At 43.1% G+C, this 19,297-nt stretch carries 21 protein-coding genes; 8 read left to right on the forward strand and 13 right to left on the reverse strand.

Features of this window, described 5'->3' with window-relative positions; genetic code table 11:
* The first annotated feature begins 13 nt into the window (after positions 1-13).
* The gene (locus RMZ41_RS02460; protein ID WP_229473067.1) at positions 14-286 is read left to right on the forward strand and encodes a type II toxin-antitoxin system HicB family antitoxin; all 273 of its coding nucleotides are present in this window, start codon (positions 14-16) and stop codon (positions 284-286) included.
* A 69-nt stretch (positions 287-355) separates the two neighbouring features.
* Positions 356-490, forward strand: coding sequence for a hypothetical protein (locus RMZ41_RS02465; RefSeq protein WP_322645024.1), 135 nt, complete (start codon positions 356-358; stop codon positions 488-490).
* A 625-nt stretch (positions 491-1,115) separates the two neighbouring features.
* Here the strand turns inward: RMZ41_RS02465 and RMZ41_RS02470 are convergent.
* The 4 genes from RMZ41_RS02470 to RMZ41_RS02485 form a co-directional block, all read right to left on the reverse strand.
* Entirely contained in the window at positions 1,116-3,083 is a 1,968-nt protein-coding gene (locus tag RMZ41_RS02470) for a tetratricopeptide repeat protein (protein ID WP_322645023.1), read from the reverse strand.
* Between the two features lie 51 nt (positions 3,084-3,134).
* Positions 3,135-3,512 carry a hypothetical protein gene (locus tag RMZ41_RS02475; protein ID WP_322645022.1) on the reverse strand — a complete coding sequence of 126 codons (378 nt, stop codon included), beginning with the start codon at positions 3,510-3,512 and terminating at the stop codon, positions 3,135-3,137.
* Positions 3,513-3,738: 226 nt separating this feature from the next.
* Entirely contained in the window at positions 3,739-4,596 is an 858-nt protein-coding gene (locus tag RMZ41_RS02480) for an SDR family oxidoreductase (protein ID WP_322645021.1), read from the reverse strand.
* A 176-nt stretch (positions 4,597-4,772) separates the two neighbouring features.
* Complete coding sequence (locus RMZ41_RS02485; RefSeq protein WP_322645020.1) at positions 4,773-5,003, reverse strand: hypothetical protein; 231 nt, start codon at positions 5,001-5,003, stop codon at positions 4,773-4,775.
* A gap of 493 nt (positions 5,004-5,496) precedes the next feature.
* Here RMZ41_RS02485 and tatC point away from each other — a divergent pair, with 493 nt between their 5' ends.
* The gene (gene tatC, locus RMZ41_RS02490) at positions 5,497-6,291 is read left to right on the forward strand and encodes a twin-arginine translocase subunit TatC (RefSeq protein WP_322645019.1); all 795 of its coding nucleotides are present in this window, start codon (positions 5,497-5,499) and stop codon (positions 6,289-6,291) included.
* A gap of 22 nt (positions 6,292-6,313) precedes the next feature.
* Here the strand turns inward: tatC and RMZ41_RS02495 are convergent, their stop codons facing one another.
* Both RMZ41_RS02495 and RMZ41_RS02500 read right to left on the reverse strand, forming a co-directional pair.
* The gene (locus RMZ41_RS02495; RefSeq protein ID WP_322645018.1) at positions 6,314-6,928 is read right to left on the reverse strand and encodes a hypothetical protein; all 615 of its coding nucleotides are present in this window, start codon (positions 6,926-6,928) and stop codon (positions 6,314-6,316) included.
* Between the two features lie 100 nt (positions 6,929-7,028).
* Positions 7,029-7,337 (reverse strand): DUF3067 family protein, encoded by a 309-nt coding sequence (locus RMZ41_RS02500; protein ID WP_163928162.1) that lies wholly within the window; start codon positions 7,335-7,337, stop codon positions 7,029-7,031.
* Between the two features lie 229 nt (positions 7,338-7,566).
* On the opposite strand from RMZ41_RS02500, the gene petC reads away from it, so the two are divergent.
* From petC to RMZ41_RS02525, 5 genes are all read left to right on the forward strand, one after another.
* Entirely contained in the window at positions 7,567-8,106 is a 540-nt protein-coding gene (gene petC, locus RMZ41_RS02505) for a cytochrome b6-f complex iron-sulfur subunit (RefSeq protein ID WP_185585130.1), read from the forward strand.
* 107 nt (positions 8,107-8,213) lie between these two features.
* Positions 8,214-9,215, forward strand: coding sequence for a cytochrome f (petA, locus tag RMZ41_RS02510; protein WP_322645017.1), 1,002 nt, complete (start codon positions 8,214-8,216; stop codon positions 9,213-9,215).
* A 477-nt stretch (positions 9,216-9,692) separates the two neighbouring features.
* A complete protein-coding gene (locus RMZ41_RS02515; protein ID WP_322645016.1) occupies positions 9,693-10,013 on the forward strand; it encodes a hypothetical protein in 321 nt (106 codons plus the stop codon).
* Positions 10,013-10,480: a type II toxin-antitoxin system YhaV family toxin gene (locus RMZ41_RS02520; RefSeq protein WP_322645015.1), complete on the forward strand. Its 468-nt coding sequence runs from the start codon at positions 10,013-10,015 to the stop codon at positions 10,478-10,480. Before RMZ41_RS02515 ends, RMZ41_RS02520 begins: the two co-directional genes overlap by 1 nt.
* A gap of 47 nt (positions 10,481-10,527) precedes the next feature.
* A complete protein-coding gene (locus RMZ41_RS02525) occupies positions 10,528-11,214 on the forward strand; it encodes a Uma2 family endonuclease (RefSeq protein WP_322645014.1) in 687 nt (228 codons plus the stop codon).
* Between the two features lie 53 nt (positions 11,215-11,267).
* Here the strand turns inward: RMZ41_RS02525 and RMZ41_RS02530 are convergent, their stop codons facing one another.
* The 7 genes from RMZ41_RS02530 to dnaK form a co-directional block, all read right to left on the reverse strand.
* On the reverse strand, positions 11,268-11,465 hold the full coding sequence (locus tag RMZ41_RS02530; RefSeq protein ID WP_322645013.1) for a DUF6887 family protein: 198 nt from the start codon (positions 11,463-11,465) through the stop codon (positions 11,268-11,270).
* Positions 11,449-11,640 (reverse strand): DUF6888 family protein, encoded by a 192-nt coding sequence (locus tag RMZ41_RS02535; RefSeq protein ID WP_409874714.1) that lies wholly within the window; start codon positions 11,638-11,640, stop codon positions 11,449-11,451. The genes RMZ41_RS02530 and RMZ41_RS02535 overlap by 17 nt, the downstream gene beginning before the upstream one ends.
* Positions 11,641-11,709: 69 nt before the next feature.
* Complete coding sequence (locus RMZ41_RS02540) at positions 11,710-13,299, reverse strand: glycoside hydrolase family 57 protein (protein WP_322645011.1); 1,590 nt, start codon at positions 13,297-13,299, stop codon at positions 11,710-11,712.
* A 672-nt stretch (positions 13,300-13,971) separates the two neighbouring features.
* Positions 13,972-15,063, reverse strand: coding sequence for a small ribosomal subunit biogenesis GTPase RsgA (gene rsgA / locus RMZ41_RS02545; RefSeq protein ID WP_322645010.1), 1,092 nt, complete (start codon positions 15,061-15,063; stop codon positions 13,972-13,974).
* On the reverse strand, positions 15,060-15,317 hold the full coding sequence (locus RMZ41_RS02550; protein ID WP_322645115.1) for a sulfurtransferase TusA family protein: 258 nt from the start codon (positions 15,315-15,317) through the stop codon (positions 15,060-15,062). The genes rsgA and RMZ41_RS02550 overlap by 4 nt, the downstream gene beginning before the upstream one ends.
* Positions 15,317-16,444, reverse strand: coding sequence for a molecular chaperone DnaJ (gene dnaJ, locus RMZ41_RS02555; RefSeq protein ID WP_322645009.1), 1,128 nt, complete (start codon positions 16,442-16,444; stop codon positions 15,317-15,319). The genes RMZ41_RS02550 and dnaJ overlap by 1 nt, the downstream gene beginning before the upstream one ends.
* 749 nt (positions 16,445-17,193) lie before the next feature.
* Positions 17,194-19,152: a molecular chaperone DnaK gene (gene dnaK / locus RMZ41_RS02560; RefSeq protein ID WP_322645008.1), complete on the reverse strand. Its 1,959-nt coding sequence runs from the start codon at positions 19,150-19,152 to the stop codon at positions 17,194-17,196.
* Positions 19,153-19,297 lie beyond the last annotated feature (145 nt).

Genomic DNA, 19,297 nt, shown 5'->3' on the forward strand with positions numbered 1-19,297 from the left:
AACGCGAGATTTCATGGCGATAAGATTTATTCTGAGCGACTATGTTGACCGAGCGATCGCCCAGGCAATTTATGACAAGTTAGAAGATGGTACATTTACAGGTAGAATTCCTGTTTGCAAAGGAGTGATAGCCTTTGCATCGACTTTGCGCGAGTGTGAAGATGAATTACGCTCAACGCTGGAAGACTGGATTTTACTTGGGTTAAAGCTGGGACATTCTCTACCAGTAATTGATAATATTGACCTCAACAAGGAGCCGAGCCTTGAGCCGATGGATACCGTGTAAGCGTCGGGATTTTGTGAATTACGACGGATTGGGTTTGAGGGGACTTATTCTGGAACAAGACATCAGTTTATGGTCTATGGCCAACATCGTCTAACTATTCCCTCTAATGATGAGTATTCTGTACCGCAATTGCGGATGATGATTGGGGAAGTTGAGGTGATTTTAGAGCGGGAAATGACGCTAGATGAATGGAATAGCCTTTAAGATTTACCAAGAAGGGATGTCTGACGACAACAGCGATCGCTTGTCAATTTATACTTCTTTTCTAAAGCCATGTCTCCGATGGGCTACGCCTACGCCAGTTTTAGGCTCAATGATATACCAAAATGAATGTGTGAATTACTTAAATGAGTAAGGAAACTGGGGTTTGAGAAACTAAAAGCTGCTTTTGCTTGCGTAAAACACTACAATGCGAAATTAAAAACTGCTTTTGTTTGTGGAAAACACTAAAATGCGAGATTAAAAGCTGCTTTTGAAGAAGTAAAAGCTGCTTTTGTTTGTGGAAAACACTAAAATGCGAGATTAAAAGCTGCTTTTGAAGAAGTAAAAGCTGCTTTTATTTGTGGAAAACACTAAAATGCGAAATTAAAAGCTGCTTTTGAGAAAGTAAAAGCTGCTTTTGAATGGTAATCAGGCATTTTTACTTAATTCAATATTAATTTTAGTCTGGGCGATCGCTTGTCGATTTACAATTTAAACTAGAGCGATCGCCTTTACAACAACATCATTCCACCTCAGAACATGAAACTTCGAGTTTAAGCAATAACTTCGGTGAGCTTCGCTAACGCACTTTTCAGTTTTATCACGGTACGCTTTGCACAAAACTAGCTTATTCTGGATTTGGGGGGAGGCGATCGCGAAGATTTGCCAGGTTTTCACGAGCAGCAATAGTATTGAAATGACTCACCCCTAACCGTCGCTCAAGAATATCCAAAGCTTGCAGGAACAAAGGTTCAGCTTCACTGTATCTTCCTTGGGAACAGTAGAGTCCCGCTAAGTTGTTGAGGCTCATCGCAACAGATGGATGTTCCACTCCCAGCAGGCGTTGCCTGAGTGCTAAAGCTTGTAGAAATAACGGTTCGGCTTCGCTGTATCTTCCTTGCGAATGGTAGAGTCCCGCTAGGTTGTAAAGGCTACTTGCAACAGGTAGCTGTTCTGCTCCCAGCAGGTGTCGCCATAGTGCCAAGGCTTGTAGAAATAACGGTTCGGCTTCGCTGTATCTTCCTTGGGATTTGTAAAGTAACGCTAGGTTATTGAGGCTCAGTGCAACATCTGGATGTTCCGTTACTAGGAGGCGTTGCCATAGTGCCAAAGCTTGTAGAAATAACGGTTCGGCTTCGCTGTATCTTCCTTGGGAATTGTAGAGATTCGCCAGGTTGTTGAAGCTAATGGCAACATCTAGATGTTCCACTCCCAGCAAGCGTTGCCTGAGTGCTAAAGCTTGCAGAAATAAGGGTTCGGCTTCGCTGTATTTTCCTTGAGATTTGTAGAGTAATGCCAGGTTGTTGAGGCTACTAGCAACAAATGGATGTTTCTCTCCCAAGTATTCTTTGATAACTTCTAAACATAGCTCATACCAAGGTGCAGCTTGGTCATACAATCCTTGACCATCGTAAAATCTAGCGTTACCGACAAAAGGCCAAGGTAAATTATCATTGCTAACGTACTGAACAAGATTCTTCGCTACTTCAGCTATATGAGATATGTAGGGGGAGACATCGGTGATTTGCTTAAGGGTGGGAGTTTCAGGAATATCTTTAGCAAGTGCTACCATTACCCGGCAAAAACTTCGCTTTAATTCCTCCCCCTTATCTAAACTTGTAAGCTTATATTGAAAAAACTCCCGTAGCAGTGGGTGTAATTGATAGCTCCCCTCATCTTTACGCTGGAGTAAATGCAGATTCAGCAAGGTATCATCTCTAATTTCTTCTAAATCTTCTACATCTTCCTCTAGTAAACACTGTTCCACCAACTTCCAAGGTATAGGTGCGGCGGCAAATAAACTCAATAAACAACCCAATTGTTTATCGTCGTCCTCTAATTCCTGCCAACTCAACTCAAAGGCTGCTAACACACCTCGTTGTGCTGTCATATCAGCTTCCGACTTAGATTTAGACAGAGAACGCTCATCTAATCGCTTGTTCTCCAACCGCCGCAACATTTCTGCTAAAGATAAATCCTGTTTCCGCGCCAAATAGCGCCCCACTAATTCCATACCCAAAGGTAAATATCCCAGCCACTCACACAACTGATTTGCTAAAGCTAATTCTTTTTCAATTCGCTGCGGTGTTTCTTTGAGTAAAGACTTTAATAACTCCAGCGCCGCTTCTGGTTGCAGCACATCCAAAGATAACTGTGCGATGCGTCCCAACTTTTGGCGCGTAGTCATCAACACTTTAAATCGAGAAGGTAGCGACTGTAAGTAAGGCTTGACTTCCTCATAGTCGCTGACATCATCCAACACTAGCAGCACATCACCTTCACGCCAACGCCGCCAACAGTATTGCACTTGCGCGACTATATCAAAATCTTCTGGCGGCTTTAAATCAAGCTGCGTTCTCACAAACTGCACAACTTGAATACCCACATCTCCAGTTTTTGCCAGCAACCAGCAAAGCCCACCGTTGTAAGTGTTGCGTTGCTTGCTGGCATATTGTAAGGCGAGTTCTGTTTTACCAACTCCACCCATGCCAGCAATAGCAGCTATTGCCACCTGTTTATTATCCTGCAAAAGTTGGTGGAGTTTTTGCAATTCTTCTTCACGCCCGACAAACTCCGTTACCCCACTCAGGGGCAAATTTTGCGGTATTTCAGTAGAAACTATCGATTCCCCTTGGGGCGACTTTAGTCAGAAGTTTAAGGTGTTACCAGAAATGGTATTAGTTCCACCTTTTATATTTATCCCCTGCCAATTTTCAATAATAGTGTTCGTCAGTTGAGGTTGTGCTTCATTGGCTACAGCTTCCACAGCTTGAGCAATTTCAGGATCTTTCTTTGCCGCTTCCTCTACCTGCTGCCCAATGAGATAAGCTTGACCATAATCTAAAGATTGTGCTTTAGCCTGTTCGATAACCTTCGCCGTGCTAGGTTCCTTGCGTCTCAGCAGAACTAACAACTTTTCGCCTTCATTCCAAGCCTTTTCGCCGATGATTTCCCCAGTTTTTTCAAAGGCTTTGGTGATTACCAAGGTTGCGATCGCAGCTGCTGTCAGCGATACTGGCTCCATAAGTTTGTCAAAATATACGAGATTTTACTTATGGTTTTCAGTTTAACGCTTCCTAATCATAGAAGGTAAATCATAGCCCCTCCTACACCCTAGCTTTTTTAAGGGCGCTAAAAATCTCTTCAAGTCCCCCAATTTATCGGGGGATTTAGGGGGAGCTAAAAAATTAGGAGGCTAAACGAGTAGTTTGAAAACACACCCTAGCCCTAAAGTGTTGGCGATCACTAATCTACAATCCCATTGAGTATAAAATTATCTTGTCATGTAGGCGATCGGGTAAAATATGCTTTAGCACCGCTCCGAGTTTGGCATCTGAACCAACCAGATAGCGTGTCTTGGGTTGTTTTGCAGTCAGCGCATGAACAACAGTCTGAGCGACAATATCCGCAGAAATTCCTTTAGATGCGAGGATTTGCATTTTCTTGCGGACAATATTCATTGCTTTACCGTAAAGATTTTGTGCCGATTCTGGTAAATCGTGCTGTGCTACTTCCGATTGACTTAAAGACTTATCCCAAATTGGGGTAGCAATAGAACCAGGTTCAATAATTGAAACCGAGATTCCCCAAGGCCGTAACTCCATCCGCATCACATCAGTAAGTGCTTCCAAGGCAAATTTAGAAGCATTGTAAGCTCCCAAAAACGGTGTAGGACTCCTACCAGCAATGGAACCCATATTGATAATTCGACCCCGACTTTGGCGTAAAAGCCCAAGAAATGCTTGTGTCACCGCTAATTGTCCGGTGACATTAACCTGCATTTGGTGTTGAAATTCTGCGATCGCTAATAATTCTAAAGGCCCAGGGATAGCAATACCCGCATTATTCACTAAACCTACAATTCCAGTATCACCGATTGCATTTGTTACCTTATCAACCGCAGCTGCGATCGATTCAGCATCAGTAACATCTAAAAAAATCGGAATGAGTCTTGATGATCCTTTCTGCTTAAGTGTTTGAGCATCAATATCTTGACGCACGCCAGCAAAAACAGAGAAGCCCAACTGGTCTAAAAGCAAAGCAGATGCTTGGCCAATTCCTGTTGAAGCTCCCGTAACCACTACTGTACGTTGATTTGCTACAACCATTAATTTTCTTTTTTTATAATGTGACTACCGTAATCACCGAAGAGGCAGAGGGGCAGGGATCAGGGGGACAAGGGGACAGGGGGACAAGGGGGGAATTATTGAATAAGTCTCTCCTTTGTCTCCCCCCTCTCCCTTGTCTTCCTTGTCTCTTCCCAATTCCCAATTCTCAATTAGTATCAATCTTTGCAAGTACCAAACCTAAGACAATCTTCTGTTTGATCGTCTCTAGCTGATATTTGCCACGGCAATATCCGTAACGGAGCATTTGCGCTGTGGGCAATTAGACCAGCTATTGTAGGAAGTTGCTCTTTGACAATTGTCACATCACTGCTAAGAGCATTACTTAGCCCAACATTATATAAATAAACAGGCAATGCCATTAAGACAAAGCAAATTGTCCGGTTCATACTCAACCTCAGCGAAAAATTTCCGATTGCGCTATGTATGTATAGATGCCACCTTGATGAACCGGATTTTCAAAACTGAGTATTAAATATTAATGTTGTGTGAATTTACCCAGCACTACTAGTAGTCTATCAACTTGAAATTGATGGGTAGACAACCTTGTAGTAAGGATTTTAGTCCTTATTCTTGCACTAAAGTGTTTACTACAAACCATCAAAAACTAGTTTTACAGGCTACTAGCCGCAGAGACGTGATTTCTAAATTATCAGTTCCACCCTTTTTTTAGGTTAGGCATTGCCTACAAGATGGCTTTCTACTAACTTATGCAGATGCAACCCTAAAAAACAGGACAAAAAACCCACAGCATCCAAAAACATATCTTGGTAGCTGCATTCCCCAGATAAAATAATGAAGAGTGTTAATTTAAAAGTGCTGAGTGAAAAATTTTGCTCATTACTCAGCACTCAGTTATAAATATTGCCTACTAGCTGACTCATGCCGCCTTTACAAGACGTAGATACTGTAAACGTTCCCAACATCGACCCAGAAGGATATGGCAATTCAGATACAGATCCTCTTAATGAGTTGCCCGATGAAGTCGAAATGTCCCTTTTCGACCACCTAGAAGAGTTACGACAGCGCATTTTCTATTCGCTGATTGCCGTAGCGATAGGTATTATTGGCTGTTTCTTTGCCGTGAAGCCGATTGTCCAACTGCTTGAGGTTCCAGCACAAGGAGTAAAATTTCTCCAACTTGCACCCGGAGAATATTTCTTTGTCTCCTTCAAAGTTGCAGCCTACACTGGTTTAGTACTTTCTAGTCCTTTCATTCTTTACCAAATTATCCAGTTTGTGCTTCCTGGACTGACTCGCCGCGAACGCCGTTTACTAGGGCCTGTAGTTTTGGGTTCTAGTATACTGTTTGCCGCAGGTTTAGCATTTGCTTATTTACTCCTTATCCCCGCAGCTTTGAAATTTTTCATTAGCTACGGAGCAGATGTAGTTGAACAACTTTGGTCAATAGATAAATATTTTGAATTTGTGCTGCTACTGTTATTCAGTACTGGTTTAGCATTTCAAATTCCTATCATCCAATTATTGCTCGGTAATTTAAATATTGTCTCGTCTGAACGGATGGTTTCTGGTTGGCGTTACGTAATCATGGGAGCAGTGGTTTTAGGAGCCGTTCTTACACCTTCTACTGATCCTCTAACTCAAAGTCTATTAGCAGGAGCAGTTCTGGGGCTTTATTTCGGTGGTGTTGGATTGGTTAAACTCACAGGTAAATAATTATATTCCCAAATATCTCAACTTAGTTAATGAGTGCAGTTAGTAAAATTCTAACCACTATTTCCAACTCTTCGGTAACACGATACAGGTTGATTGCTTGCTCAATACGCTGTGTCTGTCGATATAATCTACCAAATTGCCAAACATTACCTGTTGTTACTGCTCCTAATATTTCTGTTTGAGTAGAATCAGTCCATTTGTCAAGAGCGATCATCTCAGTTGCCAGTTGTGTAAATCCCCTATTTATATCTGCTTGCTTGGCTTCAATCACAATTAAATTAGTTTGTGTTTTGAGGAAATAATCAAAATTTCCTTGAAGTCGGTTATCAATTTTGATATTGTATTCAATTCGTAATTTAGCGCGGGAATAGTGAATTAAATCGGTAACTATTGGCGCAATTAGTATTTCCCGGCGTGTAGCTTCGTTCTCTAAATCTACATACGGTAAGACTTCCTCAATTCGAAGTTTGAGGTTGCTAAGTCGGTCTAACGTGCCAGAATATTGTGGTAAATCAATAAATTTTCGCTCAAGCGAATAACCAAATTCAGCAACTAAATCGTCAACGGCAAACCCTAACTCAAAGTAATTGCTAAAAGTATACGAGCGATTTGGGTCAAGTAATGGTTTGCGGCTCATTTGAGTTTATTCCAATTTTTCAATATCTTTTACTAAGGTATTTTTGGATAAAAAATACTGTAATTACTCAGAAATTGATTAACATTAATGCAATAGCAGGTCATAATATCCATTCCGAAGAACGTTCACCCAAATCAAGAGGGATGCTAACAGCTTTGCCGAGTCGGGGGCGATCGCGTGTTTGTGCAATAAATGTTTGTACTTGCGTTGACCCACCCAAGGCATGAAGATAATTAGCAATGCTGTCAAGATGCTCTTGGTACTCCGCCTCACTCAAGGGAAAAGAAGCTTGCTCAACGTATTTCCACATGACTTGCAAGAATATCTTGCCCTGTGCCCGCCGGAACTGGACATCATAAGAATATCCCCACTTATCAAGCAACATCTGACGTAATTCCTGTCCTGTCATAGCTTTTCTCAATCAGATTTTACATTTAGTTATGATGTTAAGTTCCGTGACTCCAGTATGATAAGGATATAAAGAAATGTAATGCTAACAGAAAAGATGCTTTTTATATCTTGGAACAAAGAAGTATGGCATCGTTGTGAGCGCTAGCATTTCGACTTAGACAAGAGTTCCTCAAGTACAAGTACTTTTGTCAAAATGCTTAACAAAATACACAAAGAGCGCGTAGATTATGGCTCAATTTTCTGAATCAGCAGACGTGCCCGATATGGGTCGTCGTCAGTTCATGAATCTGCTCACTTTTGGGACTGTCACTGGAGTAGCTCTGGGTGCATTGTATCCCGTTGTCAACTACTTTATTCCACCAGCAGCAGGTGGTGCTGGTGGCGGTGTAACGGCAAAAGATGAGCTAGGTAACGATGTTAGCGTCGCAAAATTTCTAGAAAACCGGAATGCAGGCGATCGCAACCTAGTCCAAGGACTTAAGGGAGATCCTACCTATATTGTGGTAGATAGCAAAGAGGCGATCAAAGATTATGGCATTAACGCCATCTGCACTCATTTAGGTTGTGTTGTCCCTTGGAACGTTGCCGAGAACAAATTTAAATGTCCTTGTCATGGTTCCCAGTATGACGAAACTGGTAAGGTTATTCGTGGCCCTGCGCCTCTGTCTCTGCCTTTGGCTCATGCCAATGTAAGCGACGACAAAATCGTTTTGACCCCTTGGACTGAAACCGACTTCCGCACCGGTGATGCAGCTTGGTGGGCTTAATAATTTCGTCCTTAGTCCTTAGTCACTCGTCCTTTGTTCAGGGCTTAATGACTAATGACTAATGACCAATGACTAATGACTAAATTCAATCGTTGCCCTTACTAGAGATGAGAAATGTTTTCTTAAAAGCGAGGTTAACTCGCAGTGCTAGAGCGATCGTCAAAACATTGCTCATTGCGATCGCTACCGTAACATTTTACTTGACCAGCGATCTAGCTCTTCCCCAGTCAGCTGCCGCCTATCCCTTTTGGGCACAGCAAACCTATCCCGAAACCCCCCGCGAACCAACCGGGCGGATTGTTTGTGCCAACTGTCACCTAGCAGCCAAGATTACAGAAGTGGAAGTTCCTCAAGCGGTACTACCTGACACTGTATTCAAAGCCGTGGTGAAAATCCCTTACGATCTTAGCGCCCAGCAAGTTGGTGCTGATGGTTCCAAGGTTGGCTTGAACGTCGGTGCTGTACTGATGCTACCTGAAGGCTTTAAGATTGCCCCCGAAGACCGGATTTCCGAGGAACTTAAAGAAGAAGTTGGCGACACTGCCTTCCAACCCTACAGCGAAGACAAAGAAAATATCGTCATCGTCGGCCCTTTACCTGGTGAACAGTATCAGGAAATCATCTTCCCAGTTCTTTCTCCCAACCCCGCAACAGACAAAAACATCCACTTCGGTAAATATTCAGTTCACGTAGGTGGTAATCGGGGACGCGGACAAGTTTATCCCACTGGCGAAAAAAGTAACAATGGTGTTTACAACGCTTCCGCTACTGGCACAATTACCAAGATTGCCAAAGAGGAAGATGGAGACGGTAACGTTAAATATCTAGTTAACATCCAACCTGAATCTGGTGATGTTGTCGTTGATACAGTTCCTTTAGGGCCAGACCTGATTGTTTCTGAAGGGCAAGCAGTTAAGACTGGTGATGCTTTGACCAACAACCCCAACGTCGGAGGATTCGGTCAAATAGATGCAGAAATCGTACTGCAAGATTCCTCTAGAGTCAAATGGATGATTGCATTCGTCGCTCTTGTAATGTTGGCTCAAGTTATGCTTGTGCTGAAGAAGAAGCAGGTTGAAAAAGTTCAAGCTGCTGAAATGAATTTCTAAATTCTTTGCTAAATCATTTCTTATAGGACAGGCATATTGCCTGTCTTTTTTTATATGTTATGCTTCCAAGTCTGCATATAGCACTCAGAGGTTAATATTGGGACTTAAACAAAAAACACCAAGAAAAAAGCCTCAAGCCTATATACAGAGAGACTTTAACATCGTTTCGCTTGGTTTATTGATATATCTGGGTTTGAGCCATTTTTGAGCATTTGGTGTATTTGCCTTACCGTGCATGGGTTTGAGCTTGTTTATTCCTCAAAAATGTTGAAGTCTCGATATGCAATTTACTTTAAAAGTATATCTACTTAATCAAAAATTCTTATATTAACTTCTAGTCTTTTTTTAGGGAATCTGTTATAGTTTAGTTGTAAGTTATAACAGTTGTTATAACACACCGTAACTTCTCACATCAAATTTGTAGTGTCTAGGTATTCTATTTAAATGTCTAGTATCTTCCTACTTAGGAATTAGCTCATGGCTGTAAAAAGTTATCCCGTAACTCATGCAAAGGTAGGAAATCAAGATGGGTTTCGCTTACCTCGCGCATTCTCTAAGGATTATCCCCATTTAGCTAATGCTTCAGGCCATATTGAAGTGCTATCTGATAATACGTTCTTAGTTAGATTAGAAACTGATAATGTTGATGAAGCTGATGGAGATGAGGGCATTATGATGAGCCTTTTTCTTGACTTTCTGATGAAGGATGCTATGCAAAATCCTTCTAAACTCGTTCCTTATACCCAAGAAATGAGCGAGGAAATGGATGATTTACTGGCTGATGTAGTTATAGATTAATGGCTGCATTTACTTGTAATGGTTGGCAGATTTTTTTCTACCCATTGTTTAACGAACAATGGGTAGAATTGCGTAATAGGGTTCGTGTTTTAAAAAATGAGTTACCTAAAGAAGAATTTATTACACATTCAGATGTCAAATTCTTAAAAGCATTGAATATTGGGATTAAAGAAAAAATTCCTCAAGACCCTTTTGCTAGTCATTTTGCTTTGCAAAAACCTTTGCAAAAGTATAGCCGTCTCAAAAAGATGGGGCTACCTGAACGATATAGATTATTTTTTAGAGCATTCAAAGAGCCAAAAATCATTATTATTCTTTGGTTAGGTTATCCTCGGAAAGAAGGCGATAAAAAAGATTGTTATCAAGTTTTTAGCAAAAAAGTAGAGAATGGGGATTTTCCTGAAAGTATTAATAATCTGCTTGCAGAATGTGAGTTAGAAAATGCTGGCGAGGAAAAAGAAGATTAAGCAGCGATATTATTGAATCTAGCCCTAGTTAAGTTGAGGTACTACCCATGACAACCTCAGTAGAATATATCCCCGTTACCCCAATTGAATACCCAGATGAGGACGGTAAGCCAATGGCTGAAGGTGATTTACAGCGTAAGTGTCTCGTATACGCTACCACTGTGCTGGAAATTTATTTCCAAAATCACCCAGATGTATACGTTGCTGGTAATCTATTTATTTACTACGAAAAAGGTTATCCAGAATCAGTTGTCGCTCCAGATGTATTTGTGGTGTTTGGAGTAGAAAACCGAGACAGACGCTCTTACAAAACTTGGGAAGAAAATAATCAAACCCCAGATTTTGTTCTAGAGATTACCTCAAAAACCACCCGCAGTAAAGACCAAGGTGCAAAGAAAGGAATTTACGCCTTTCTGGGAGTGCGTGAATATTTCCAATATGACCCCACAGGCGATTATCTCAATCCCCAACTCCAGGGTTTACACTTGGTCGATGGGAATTATTTTCCTGTGGCAACTAATACCTTACCAGATGGTACAGTGTCTCTACCCAGTGAAGTTTTGGGGCTAGAGTTACGCCTAGAAGCAGGAAAACTGCGTTTTTACAATCCAGCGACTGGTGAAACACTCTTAACTCATGAAGAGGAAGCAGCCGCACGACAAGCCGCAGAAGAGAAAGCGCAAAGATTAGCTGCTAAACTTCGAGAATTGAATATTGATCCAGATAGCCTTTAAGGTAGGGAAATAACACCCACCCGATTCTTGCTTACTAAAGTTGGACAATAATTTTAAAGCTCTCCGTTAATCTTACGCCTGATGATTTCCATCTGGGCTTGCATATCAGCTTCAGTAACAGGCATAGGATAGCCTTTAGAATTAGGGTCACGTTTGCTCATCAAAAAACGTAGAGCTTCAGTGTCTTCGCGGTTTTCCACGACATAAGCTCTCAATTCTGTAAAACTCATTTGCTCATAATTCTGGTTCATTGACAAAATCCCAAATACCATTACTCAAAATGATGATTTGAACTTCATCTCCAGCCAGGATGTAAACCTGTCCAGTTTGATCGTCAAATCGAAATAAGCGGATGTCTTTATAAAGATTTGACAGCATTTGACAAACCCTTACACAGGCTAAGGCTTGCTCTGTTGTTGGTAAAATAAACGCTCCTCACTACTAATATAGGGTAGGCAATGCCCACCCTACTAATGTTGATTACTTTGTGTGAAACTATAGCGGACGGTAGACGCGATAGTTAATTTCGGGGAAGATATTATCCATTAACTCGACTTTTTCCAACCAACCACTGTCAACTTTGCCGACTTTCACATCTTCATAGAGCTTATTGAACCGCATCAGGTGCGATCGCGTCCGTCTAACTGCATAGGGTACCATTGTTCCCGTCCGCATAATAAATGCCCAGTCAGAAGATTGTGCTAATAGCAGTTCCCGCGCTGCTTGGTTAAGGGCTTTCCACTGCAATTCATCCTCTGGTTCCAAACGCGAGATTTCAATCATCCGTTCAGCAGCTTTGTGCAAATGCGGATAAATCCATGCATTGGTTTCGTTCAACCAATATTCGTGGAAACCTTTGAAACCCCAACTCGACTGGGAAGGGCGACAGACTTGCTGCGTTGGCTGATCTCGCAAATAGTCTGCTAAATGGGTCATTTGATATGTTTTTTGGTCATACCACGACTTGCGGAATAAGTAATCGATGAACCAGGGGCCTTCATACCACCAATGTCCAAATAACTCTGCGTCATAAGGCGAAACGATAATTGGCGGGCGCTGCATTATACCATAGAGATGCTCGGATTGCCGCTCTCGGTTATACATAAAGTTATCAGCGTGTTCTGCTGCCTTTTCTCTAGCCCAATAAGGATCGTACAGTGCCTTATCTGACAGCCCTAAGCCACGCCCCGTAATTTTGTGATACTTAATGCCCGTGTTTTTCCGTTGTCCATTGGGCATAATGTAGGGCTTGATGTACTCATATTCTGCTTCCCAGCCCAAATCTTTGTAAAATTCTCGATATTCTGCCGCCCCAGGATAGCCTACCTCAGAAGACCATACTTGTTGGGAGGATTCATGATCTCGACCAAAAACAGCAACACCAGTTTCTGTATAAATTGGCGCATAAGTACCAAAGCGCGGACGGGGACGGGCGTAAAGGATGCCATGCCCATCTGTGAGGAAGTAGCGTAACCCAGCATCAGCTAGCATCCGCTCTAAACCTTCATAGTAGGCACATTCCGGCAACCAAATGCCTCTGGGTGCTTGTCCAAAGTTTTGTTCGTAATGCTCACAGGCTACCTGGATTTGTGCCCACACCGCCTCTGGATACATTTTCATCAACGGTAAATAGCCGTGGGTAGCGCCGCAAGTGATGATTTCCAGGTTGTTACTGTCTTGGAACCCTTTAAAAGCTGTCACCAAGTCCCCGTCGTAACGTTCCCATAGCTGACGCGCTTCGCTAAACTCAGTAGCGTAATGTTCGGCTAAATAACGAAGATGTCCGTTATTGACATTATGTTCTGCTTCTAGTTGTATAAGTTCTTCTAGTTGGGCTAAGTGTGCTTCATAGCGTTCTTGAAGCAGAGGATCGCGGAGCATTGACACCAAAGGGGGTGTCATGCTCATCGTGATTTTAAAGTCGATACCGTCTCGCTTTAAGCCTTCAAATACTTTCAATAAGGGGATGTAGGTTTCAGTGATGGCTTCATAGAGCCATTCTTCCTCCAGCACGTAGTCACTTTCTGGGTGACGAACGAAGGGCAGATGTGCGTGGAGTACAAGCGCGACGTAGCCGATAGACATAGTGATTTTGGGGTGATACTTGTAAGTTGAAGGTCGAGAGGTTTGGCTGAAATTAACAATATTTTAAGACTTTATGGGAATCGTAAAAATAGTTTTCAATTGAGTTCTATACAGTGTTTGTGAGAGTACAACATTGTTGTGCTTCCACTGCCTTTTATTGTTAACTAGTTGTAAAACCTGCTTATTTGTTTATTGTATAATTTTGTATTGAAAATATTTACTCAGGTTCAATACCTGCTAATCATAAGCATTCTGCCAATTTTTCAGATAATGCACCATCAACAATTCAAGGTGCGTTAATCTATTGCATAACACACCCTCTTTCTACTTAAAATTTATATTTCTTCATATAAATTGAATTTTTATATCGCTCACTTAATTTGACTCTGGGCTTGCTTCTTCTGGATTAAAAAACGTAATTCCTCAGACAAAATAGTTTTTTTGTTTGTATCCAAACTATGGCGACAACCCTTTCCATAGAAGGGCGTAGCCCAGCCCATCGTAGACATTAGACTTCTTGCATAAGTCGGGAAAAGGGGAAGGTGGGGCCCCCTCTGGGGGTAAGGGGCGGGGGGAAGGGGAAAAAGTTCTGTATCGTCCCCTTACCCTTTAACCTTTACCCTTTTCCCTAAGAGTGCAAAAAGCACTTTTGCAAGAGGTCTATTGCACCCCTTATTCTTCATCCCGATATAATTCCTGCAAGTCTTGTAACTGAGTCTTGCGGGAAATTCGGCGATATTTTTTGCTTTCTAGCTTGGGTTCGTATTGATGCCCTTTGCCCTTGCTTTTGCTTTTTAACTTCATGGTGGATTCAGGATCGGCTTGTTGGTGTAGTTGTGTTTGATGAGCGATCGCAGCATCCAAAAATTCTAGATAATGTTCATATCGTTCCCAGTCTCCCCGCACCACACACTCAGGTTCGTCTCGATGCAGACAATCACTAAACCGACAGCTAGCAACTGCTAACCGTTTTCTAGCTTCTGGGAAATAATGGATTAATTCTTCTGGTATACAATCCATGTCCGGCTGATTAAAGCCGGGGGTGTCTGCCAGTAAACCACCGCTAGGTAACTCAAATAATTCTATATGGCGAGTGGTATGACGACCACGAGCTAATTTGCCAGAAACTTCCCCGACTCGCAGCTTGGCATCAATTAGCGAATTAATCAGACTGGATTTACCAACCCCAGAAGGCCCAGCAATTACAGTAATTTTATTGCTCAAATATCTGCCTGCTTGGTCAGTATTTATACCATCTTTAACGCTGATAAATATCGCTTGGTAGCCCCAACCGAGTAAGCGATCGCTAACTTTTTGCTGTTCTTGCTCTGAAATTAAATCACTTTTATTCAAACATAAAAGCACATCTAAGCCAGTAGACTCAGCCTTAATTAGAAACCGACTCAGTTGATAAGGTTCCAAAGGCGGATCGGCTACGGCGAATACCAAGAGGATTTGATTGACATTGGCGATCGCAGGACGATCTAATTCACTTTGGCGGGGTAACACCTCAGCGATCGCTCCGCGTCCTCCAGCCCAATCTGGCTCTTCAACCACAACGCGATCGCCTACCATTACCTGTTGTCCAATTTTTTTCAGGCGTGTCCGGCGAGTACAGAGGAGGAGAGGGGGATAAGGAAGATGAGAATCTTGATTCCCCATCTCCCTCATCTCCCCCTGTTTTTGATCCAGCTGTACTCGGTAAAAATTAGCCTGTACAGCCACCACCGTACCCAATAACTGTCCAGTTGCGGCATCTGTCATTGGCTAGCAACTGGACGGCGCACTAACAGAGAAAAATAACCAGCGCAGTCTGTAATTTCTTCAACCTGATAACCTGCCATAGTCAGACTGTCAGGAACCTGCTCAATCGGCTCACCAGGGTCTAGCCAGACTTCTAGTAAACCTCCCAATGGCATTTTTTCCAAACGTAATTTTGTCCGCACAAAATTAATCGGGCAAGGAGTGCCACGTAAATCAAGTTGAGCATCGGGAGTTAAAACAGAAGAGGACTCGATCACTTAAATAAATTTCCCAAAAAACCTTCTAGACCGCCTTTACCAGTGCGATCTCCCTTAATTTTAGCCAGCTTCTCTAACAGTTCCCTCTCCTCTGGGGTGACTTTGTTGGGAATATCAATTAATACGTTCAGCATGTGATCCCCACGACTGACGGGATTACCTAAGCGAGGTACGCCGCGATTTTCCAACTTCATCACCGTATTTGGCTGAGTTCCGGCTGGAATAATCAATTCTACAGGGCCATCTACCGTATCTACCTCTAATCGGCAACCTAAAATCGCTTGCAGGTAGCTAATTTTGATTTCCGAGAGAATATTAATGCCATCCCGTTGGAATTCTTCGTCCTCATTTACGAACAAGTAAACGTACAAATCCCCAGGAGGGCCACTACGTTGACCGGCATCTCCTTCACTAGAAATCCGCAAGCGAGTGCCATTATCCACCCCAGCCGGAATGGTAATTTTGAGTTTCTTTGTAACTTGATTTGCGCCCTTGCCATCACAGGCATCACACTTATCTTCAATTACCATCCCTGTGCCATTACAGGTTGGACAAGTCGAGACTTGAGTGAAACTGCCAAAAGGCGTTCTCGTGACACGGCGGACTTGACCCGATCCGCTACAAGTCGAACAAGTGCGGGGGCGCGTTCCCGGTTTAGCACCAGAACCGCTACAAACTTCACAATTTTCTAAATGGGAAATACGAATTTCTTTTTCGCCGCCAAATATTGCTTCCCGAAAGTCTAACTTCAGGTCTAGCCGCAGATCGTCGCCCCTCGCAGGCCCGCTGCGCCGTCTTTGTTGCGTGGGATTACCCATACCGCCAGCAAAGCCACTAAAGATACTTTCAAAGATATCGGCAAAACCACCCATATCGCCGACATCTTGGAAGCCAGCGCCAGCACCTGACACACCCTCTGGCCCAAAGCGATCGTAACGAGCGCGGGTTTCGGGTTCTGAGAGTACCTCATAAGCGCGGTTAATTTCTTTAAAGCGATCCTCCGCCCCGGGTTCTTTGTTCACATCTGGGTGATACTTCCGGGCTAAACGGCGATAGGCTTGTTTGAGTTCTTCTTTGTCGGTGTCACGAGAGACACCCAGGATTTCATAATAGTCGCGGGCCATATAGCAAAGGTAAAAGTTAGAAGGAAGAAAGCAGAAGTCAGCAGAACGTCACTCACGGTCACTTGCTACTTTACAAAAAGGGGTTTGCTTTACATATATGTAAGAGCAACACACTATCCTTTAAAGGGCAGCTTGCCGGAGGTCAGGCAGAAAGTAAAATTAATTTTTGTTAATAACTGATTTTACCCTTTACCTTTTACAAAAATCACCGACAAATCTTGAGCAACAGGTGCTTTCCTCGTGGAAGACGACAAAAGCTAAAGAAGTTATGAGTAGGGAAGTCCTCTGCTCAAACTTCATCACTGCCGAGTCGGTTGTCTCTTTTACAATTGTGCTACGTAGTAGAGGAAAACCCCGCCCATTAACCAGAGGGGCTAGCCGCACCATTCGGTGTGGAAAACCACCCTTATGCAATGGAAGTGCATTTGAATCGGCATACTGCCTAGCAGTAATTTGCTTCTACAATCTAGCAAACCCCTGGGGTCTTGTGAAACTTCGCTAAATCTATAATCAATATTAAATATTTTAAAATGTCTTAATAAAAATCTGCAACTTAGGATATTGGGGATTGGGGATTGGGAATTGGGAATTGGGCATGAAGAAGAGACAAGGTAGAGGGGGGAAACTTGGGAGAGACTTATTCAATAATTCCCCCTTGTCCCCTTGTCCCCTTGTCCCCTTGTCCCCCTTGTCCCCCTGCTCCCTGCTCCCTGCTCCCTTGCTTCTTCCCCATTCCCCATATCCATTCCCTAATCTATTGCCTCATAATCCACCTGTGCGGTACTTTCTTCGTCAAAATCAAAGTTGAATTGTGGTATCAGCGTACCGTTCATTGGTGAGTCTACTTCTGGGGTCAAGAGACTAGCCGAAGCCTCCTCAATCTCATCACTTTGGCTGTTAGCTCGATTGTAGACATCAGCACCAATTGCAAACAGGGTTTGTTGGAAGTCGTCTAGGCGCTGCTTAAATTCTAGAGTGGAGATGCCGGAGTCAACCATTGCCGCTTGGAGTTGTGAAACTTTTTCACTAGCCAAAGTCTTCATCTGGTCGCCGATAAAGTTGCCATTATCCTTGATGGTGGATTCGTAAGTGAACAACAGATTATCTGCTTGGTTTCTGAGTTCAACCAGTTCTTTACGTCTTCTGTCTTCTTCGGAAAACAGTTCGGCTTCTTGGCGCATCCGTTCGACTTCGTTGCTACTTAAACCACCTGTATTGGTAATCCTGATACTCTGTTCTCTACCTGTGCCTTTGTCTTGGGCAGAAACCTTCAGGATGCCGTTGACATCGATTTCAAAGGATACTTCAATTTGCGGCACGCCACGGGGCGATGGGGGAATTCCTGCTAGTAGAAACTTGCCGAGACTCTTGTTATCTCGTGACATTGCCCGCTCACCTTGGAGAATATGAATTTCTACCGAGGTTTGCCCATCAACTGCTGTGGAAAAAATTTGTGACTTACTTGTAGGAATTGTGGTGTTGCGTTCAATAATTTTAGTGAACACTTCACCCAAGGTTTCTATTCCTAGAGACAGGGGGGTGACATCCAATAGCAAGAGATTATCGACTTCGCCACCCAATACCCCTGCTTGGATAGCTGCTCCCAATGCTACCGCTTCGTCAGGGTTGATAGAGCGATCGGGAGCTTTGCCATTGAAAAATTTAATCAGCGCGTTTTGGACTGCGGGAATACGAGTAGAACCACCTACTAAAATAATCCGATCTATGGCTGATGGTTTGAGATCCGCATCTTTGAGCGCTTGGATCATTGGTTCAATGGTACCTTCAATTAAATTAAGTGCCAGTTCCTCAAATTTAGAGCGGCTGAGTTCCATCTCTAAATGCTTTGGGCCGGTTTCATCAGCTGTGATGAATGGCAGGTTGATGGAGGTATTCATCATGTTAGAAAGTTCGATTTTGGCCTTTTCTGCTGCTTCCCGTAGGCGTTGCAGTGCCATCTTATCTTTGGAAAGGTCGATTTTCTCCTGTTGCTGGAAGTGTTCCATCATCCAAAGCACGATCGCATTATCAAAGTCGTCTCCACCCAAGTGGTTGTTACCACAAGTCGCCTTAACTTCAAAAACGCCATCCCCAAGTTGCAGGATCGATACGTCGAAAGTCCCGCCTCCCAAGTCGAATACTAAAATTAGCTGCTCTTGGTCTTGCTTTTCCAATCCGAAAGCTAAAGCCGCAGCTGTTGGTTCATTGATGATTCGTAGGACTTCTAATCCGGCGATCGTGCCAGCATCTTTAGTGGCTTGTCTTTGAGCATCTGTAAAATATGCTGGTACGGTGATCACTGCCTGAGTGACTTCTTCACCCAAAAAGTTTTCCGCATCCTGCTTGAGCTTTTGCAGGATCATCGCGGATAGTTCTTGTGGTGTGTAGTTTTTTGAGCGAATTTGAACATCGACGGTATCATCTCGACCTTTGATGCAGTTGTAGGGGACGCGATCGCGTTCTATGTCAGTGTCTTCCCAACGTCGCCCGATAAATCGTTTAATACTGTAAATTGTGTTTTCGGCATTAGTTACGGCTTGGCGCTTTGCCAATTGACCAACCAAGCGATCGCCACTCTTGCCAAATCCCACAATACTTGGAGTAGTTCGTCCGCCTTCAGAATTGGAGATCACCAGTGGTTGACCGCCCTCTAAAACTGCGACGCAACTGTTGGTAGTGCCTAAATCGATTCCAATAACTTTTCCCATATTAGCCAGTATTTTTACTGAGTCTTTCTGCTTTAGTATGTCGCGGACTAACTTTTTTTATGAACCAAGGCTAGCGGATAACATCTGTGGAACCCATATTGCTGGTAGCAAGAGAGAAGGTGAAACACAGAGAGTTATCCAAAGC

Origin of the sequence: Nostoc sp. DedVER02 (genome assembly GCF_034530675.2) — a bacterium.
In the GTDB taxonomy this organism is placed as follows: domain Bacteria; phylum Cyanobacteriota; class Cyanobacteriia; order Cyanobacteriales; family Nostocaceae; genus Nostoc.

What these genes read in the sequence shown, in the direction of transcription:
- RMZ41_RS02530 (WP_322645013.1), bottom strand. Translation starts at nt 11,465, where the DNA reads ATGAACCAGAATTATGAGCAAATGAGTTTTACAGAATTGAGAGCTTAT.
- RMZ41_RS02500 (WP_163928162.1), bottom strand. Translation starts at nt 7,337, where the DNA reads ATGACAGGACAGGAATTACGTCAGATGTTGCTTGATAAGTGGGGATAT.
- RMZ41_RS02540 (WP_322645011.1), bottom strand. Translation starts at nt 13,299, where the DNA reads ATGTCTATCGGCTACGTCGCGCTTGTACTCCACGCACATCTGCCCTTC.
- dnaJ (WP_322645009.1), bottom strand. Translation starts at nt 16,444, where the DNA reads ATGGCCCGCGACTATTATGAAATCCTGGGTGTCTCTCGTGACACCGAC.
- rsgA (WP_322645010.1), bottom strand. Translation starts at nt 15,063, where the DNA reads ATGACAGATGCCGCAACTGGACAGTTATTGGGTACGGTGGTGGCTGTA.
- RMZ41_RS02525 (WP_322645014.1), top strand. Translation starts at nt 10,528, where the DNA reads ATGACAACCTCAGTAGAATATATCCCCGTTACCCCAATTGAATACCCA.
- RMZ41_RS02475 (WP_322645022.1), bottom strand. Translation starts at nt 3,512, where the DNA reads ATGGAGCCAGTATCGCTGACAGCAGCTGCGATCGCAACCTTGGTAATC.
- RMZ41_RS02465 (WP_322645024.1), top strand. Translation starts at nt 356, where the DNA reads ATGGTCTATGGCCAACATCGTCTAACTATTCCCTCTAATGATGAGTAT.
- petC (WP_185585130.1), top strand. Translation starts at nt 7,567, where the DNA reads ATGGCTCAATTTTCTGAATCAGCAGACGTGCCCGATATGGGTCGTCGT.
- RMZ41_RS02515 (WP_322645016.1), top strand. Translation starts at nt 9,693, where the DNA reads ATGGCTGTAAAAAGTTATCCCGTAACTCATGCAAAGGTAGGAAATCAA.
- RMZ41_RS02485 (WP_322645020.1), bottom strand. Translation starts at nt 5,003, where the DNA reads ATGAACCGGACAATTTGCTTTGTCTTAATGGCATTGCCTGTTTATTTA.
- tatC (WP_322645019.1), top strand. Translation starts at nt 5,497, where the DNA reads ATGCCGCCTTTACAAGACGTAGATACTGTAAACGTTCCCAACATCGAC.
- RMZ41_RS02520 (WP_322645015.1), top strand. Translation starts at nt 10,013, where the DNA reads ATGGCTGCATTTACTTGTAATGGTTGGCAGATTTTTTTCTACCCATTG.
- RMZ41_RS02480 (WP_322645021.1), bottom strand. Translation starts at nt 4,596, where the DNA reads ATGGTTGTAGCAAATCAACGTACAGTAGTGGTTACGGGAGCTTCAACA.
- dnaK (WP_322645008.1), bottom strand. Translation starts at nt 19,152, where the DNA reads ATGGGAAAAGTTATTGGAATCGATTTAGGCACTACCAACAGTTGCGTC.
- petA (WP_322645017.1), top strand. Translation starts at nt 8,214, where the DNA reads ATGAGAAATGTTTTCTTAAAAGCGAGGTTAACTCGCAGTGCTAGAGCG.
- RMZ41_RS02460 (WP_229473067.1), top strand. Translation starts at nt 14, where the DNA reads ATGGCGATAAGATTTATTCTGAGCGACTATGTTGACCGAGCGATCGCC.
- RMZ41_RS02495 (WP_322645018.1), bottom strand. Translation starts at nt 6,928, where the DNA reads ATGAGCCGCAAACCATTACTTGACCCAAATCGCTCGTATACTTTTAGC.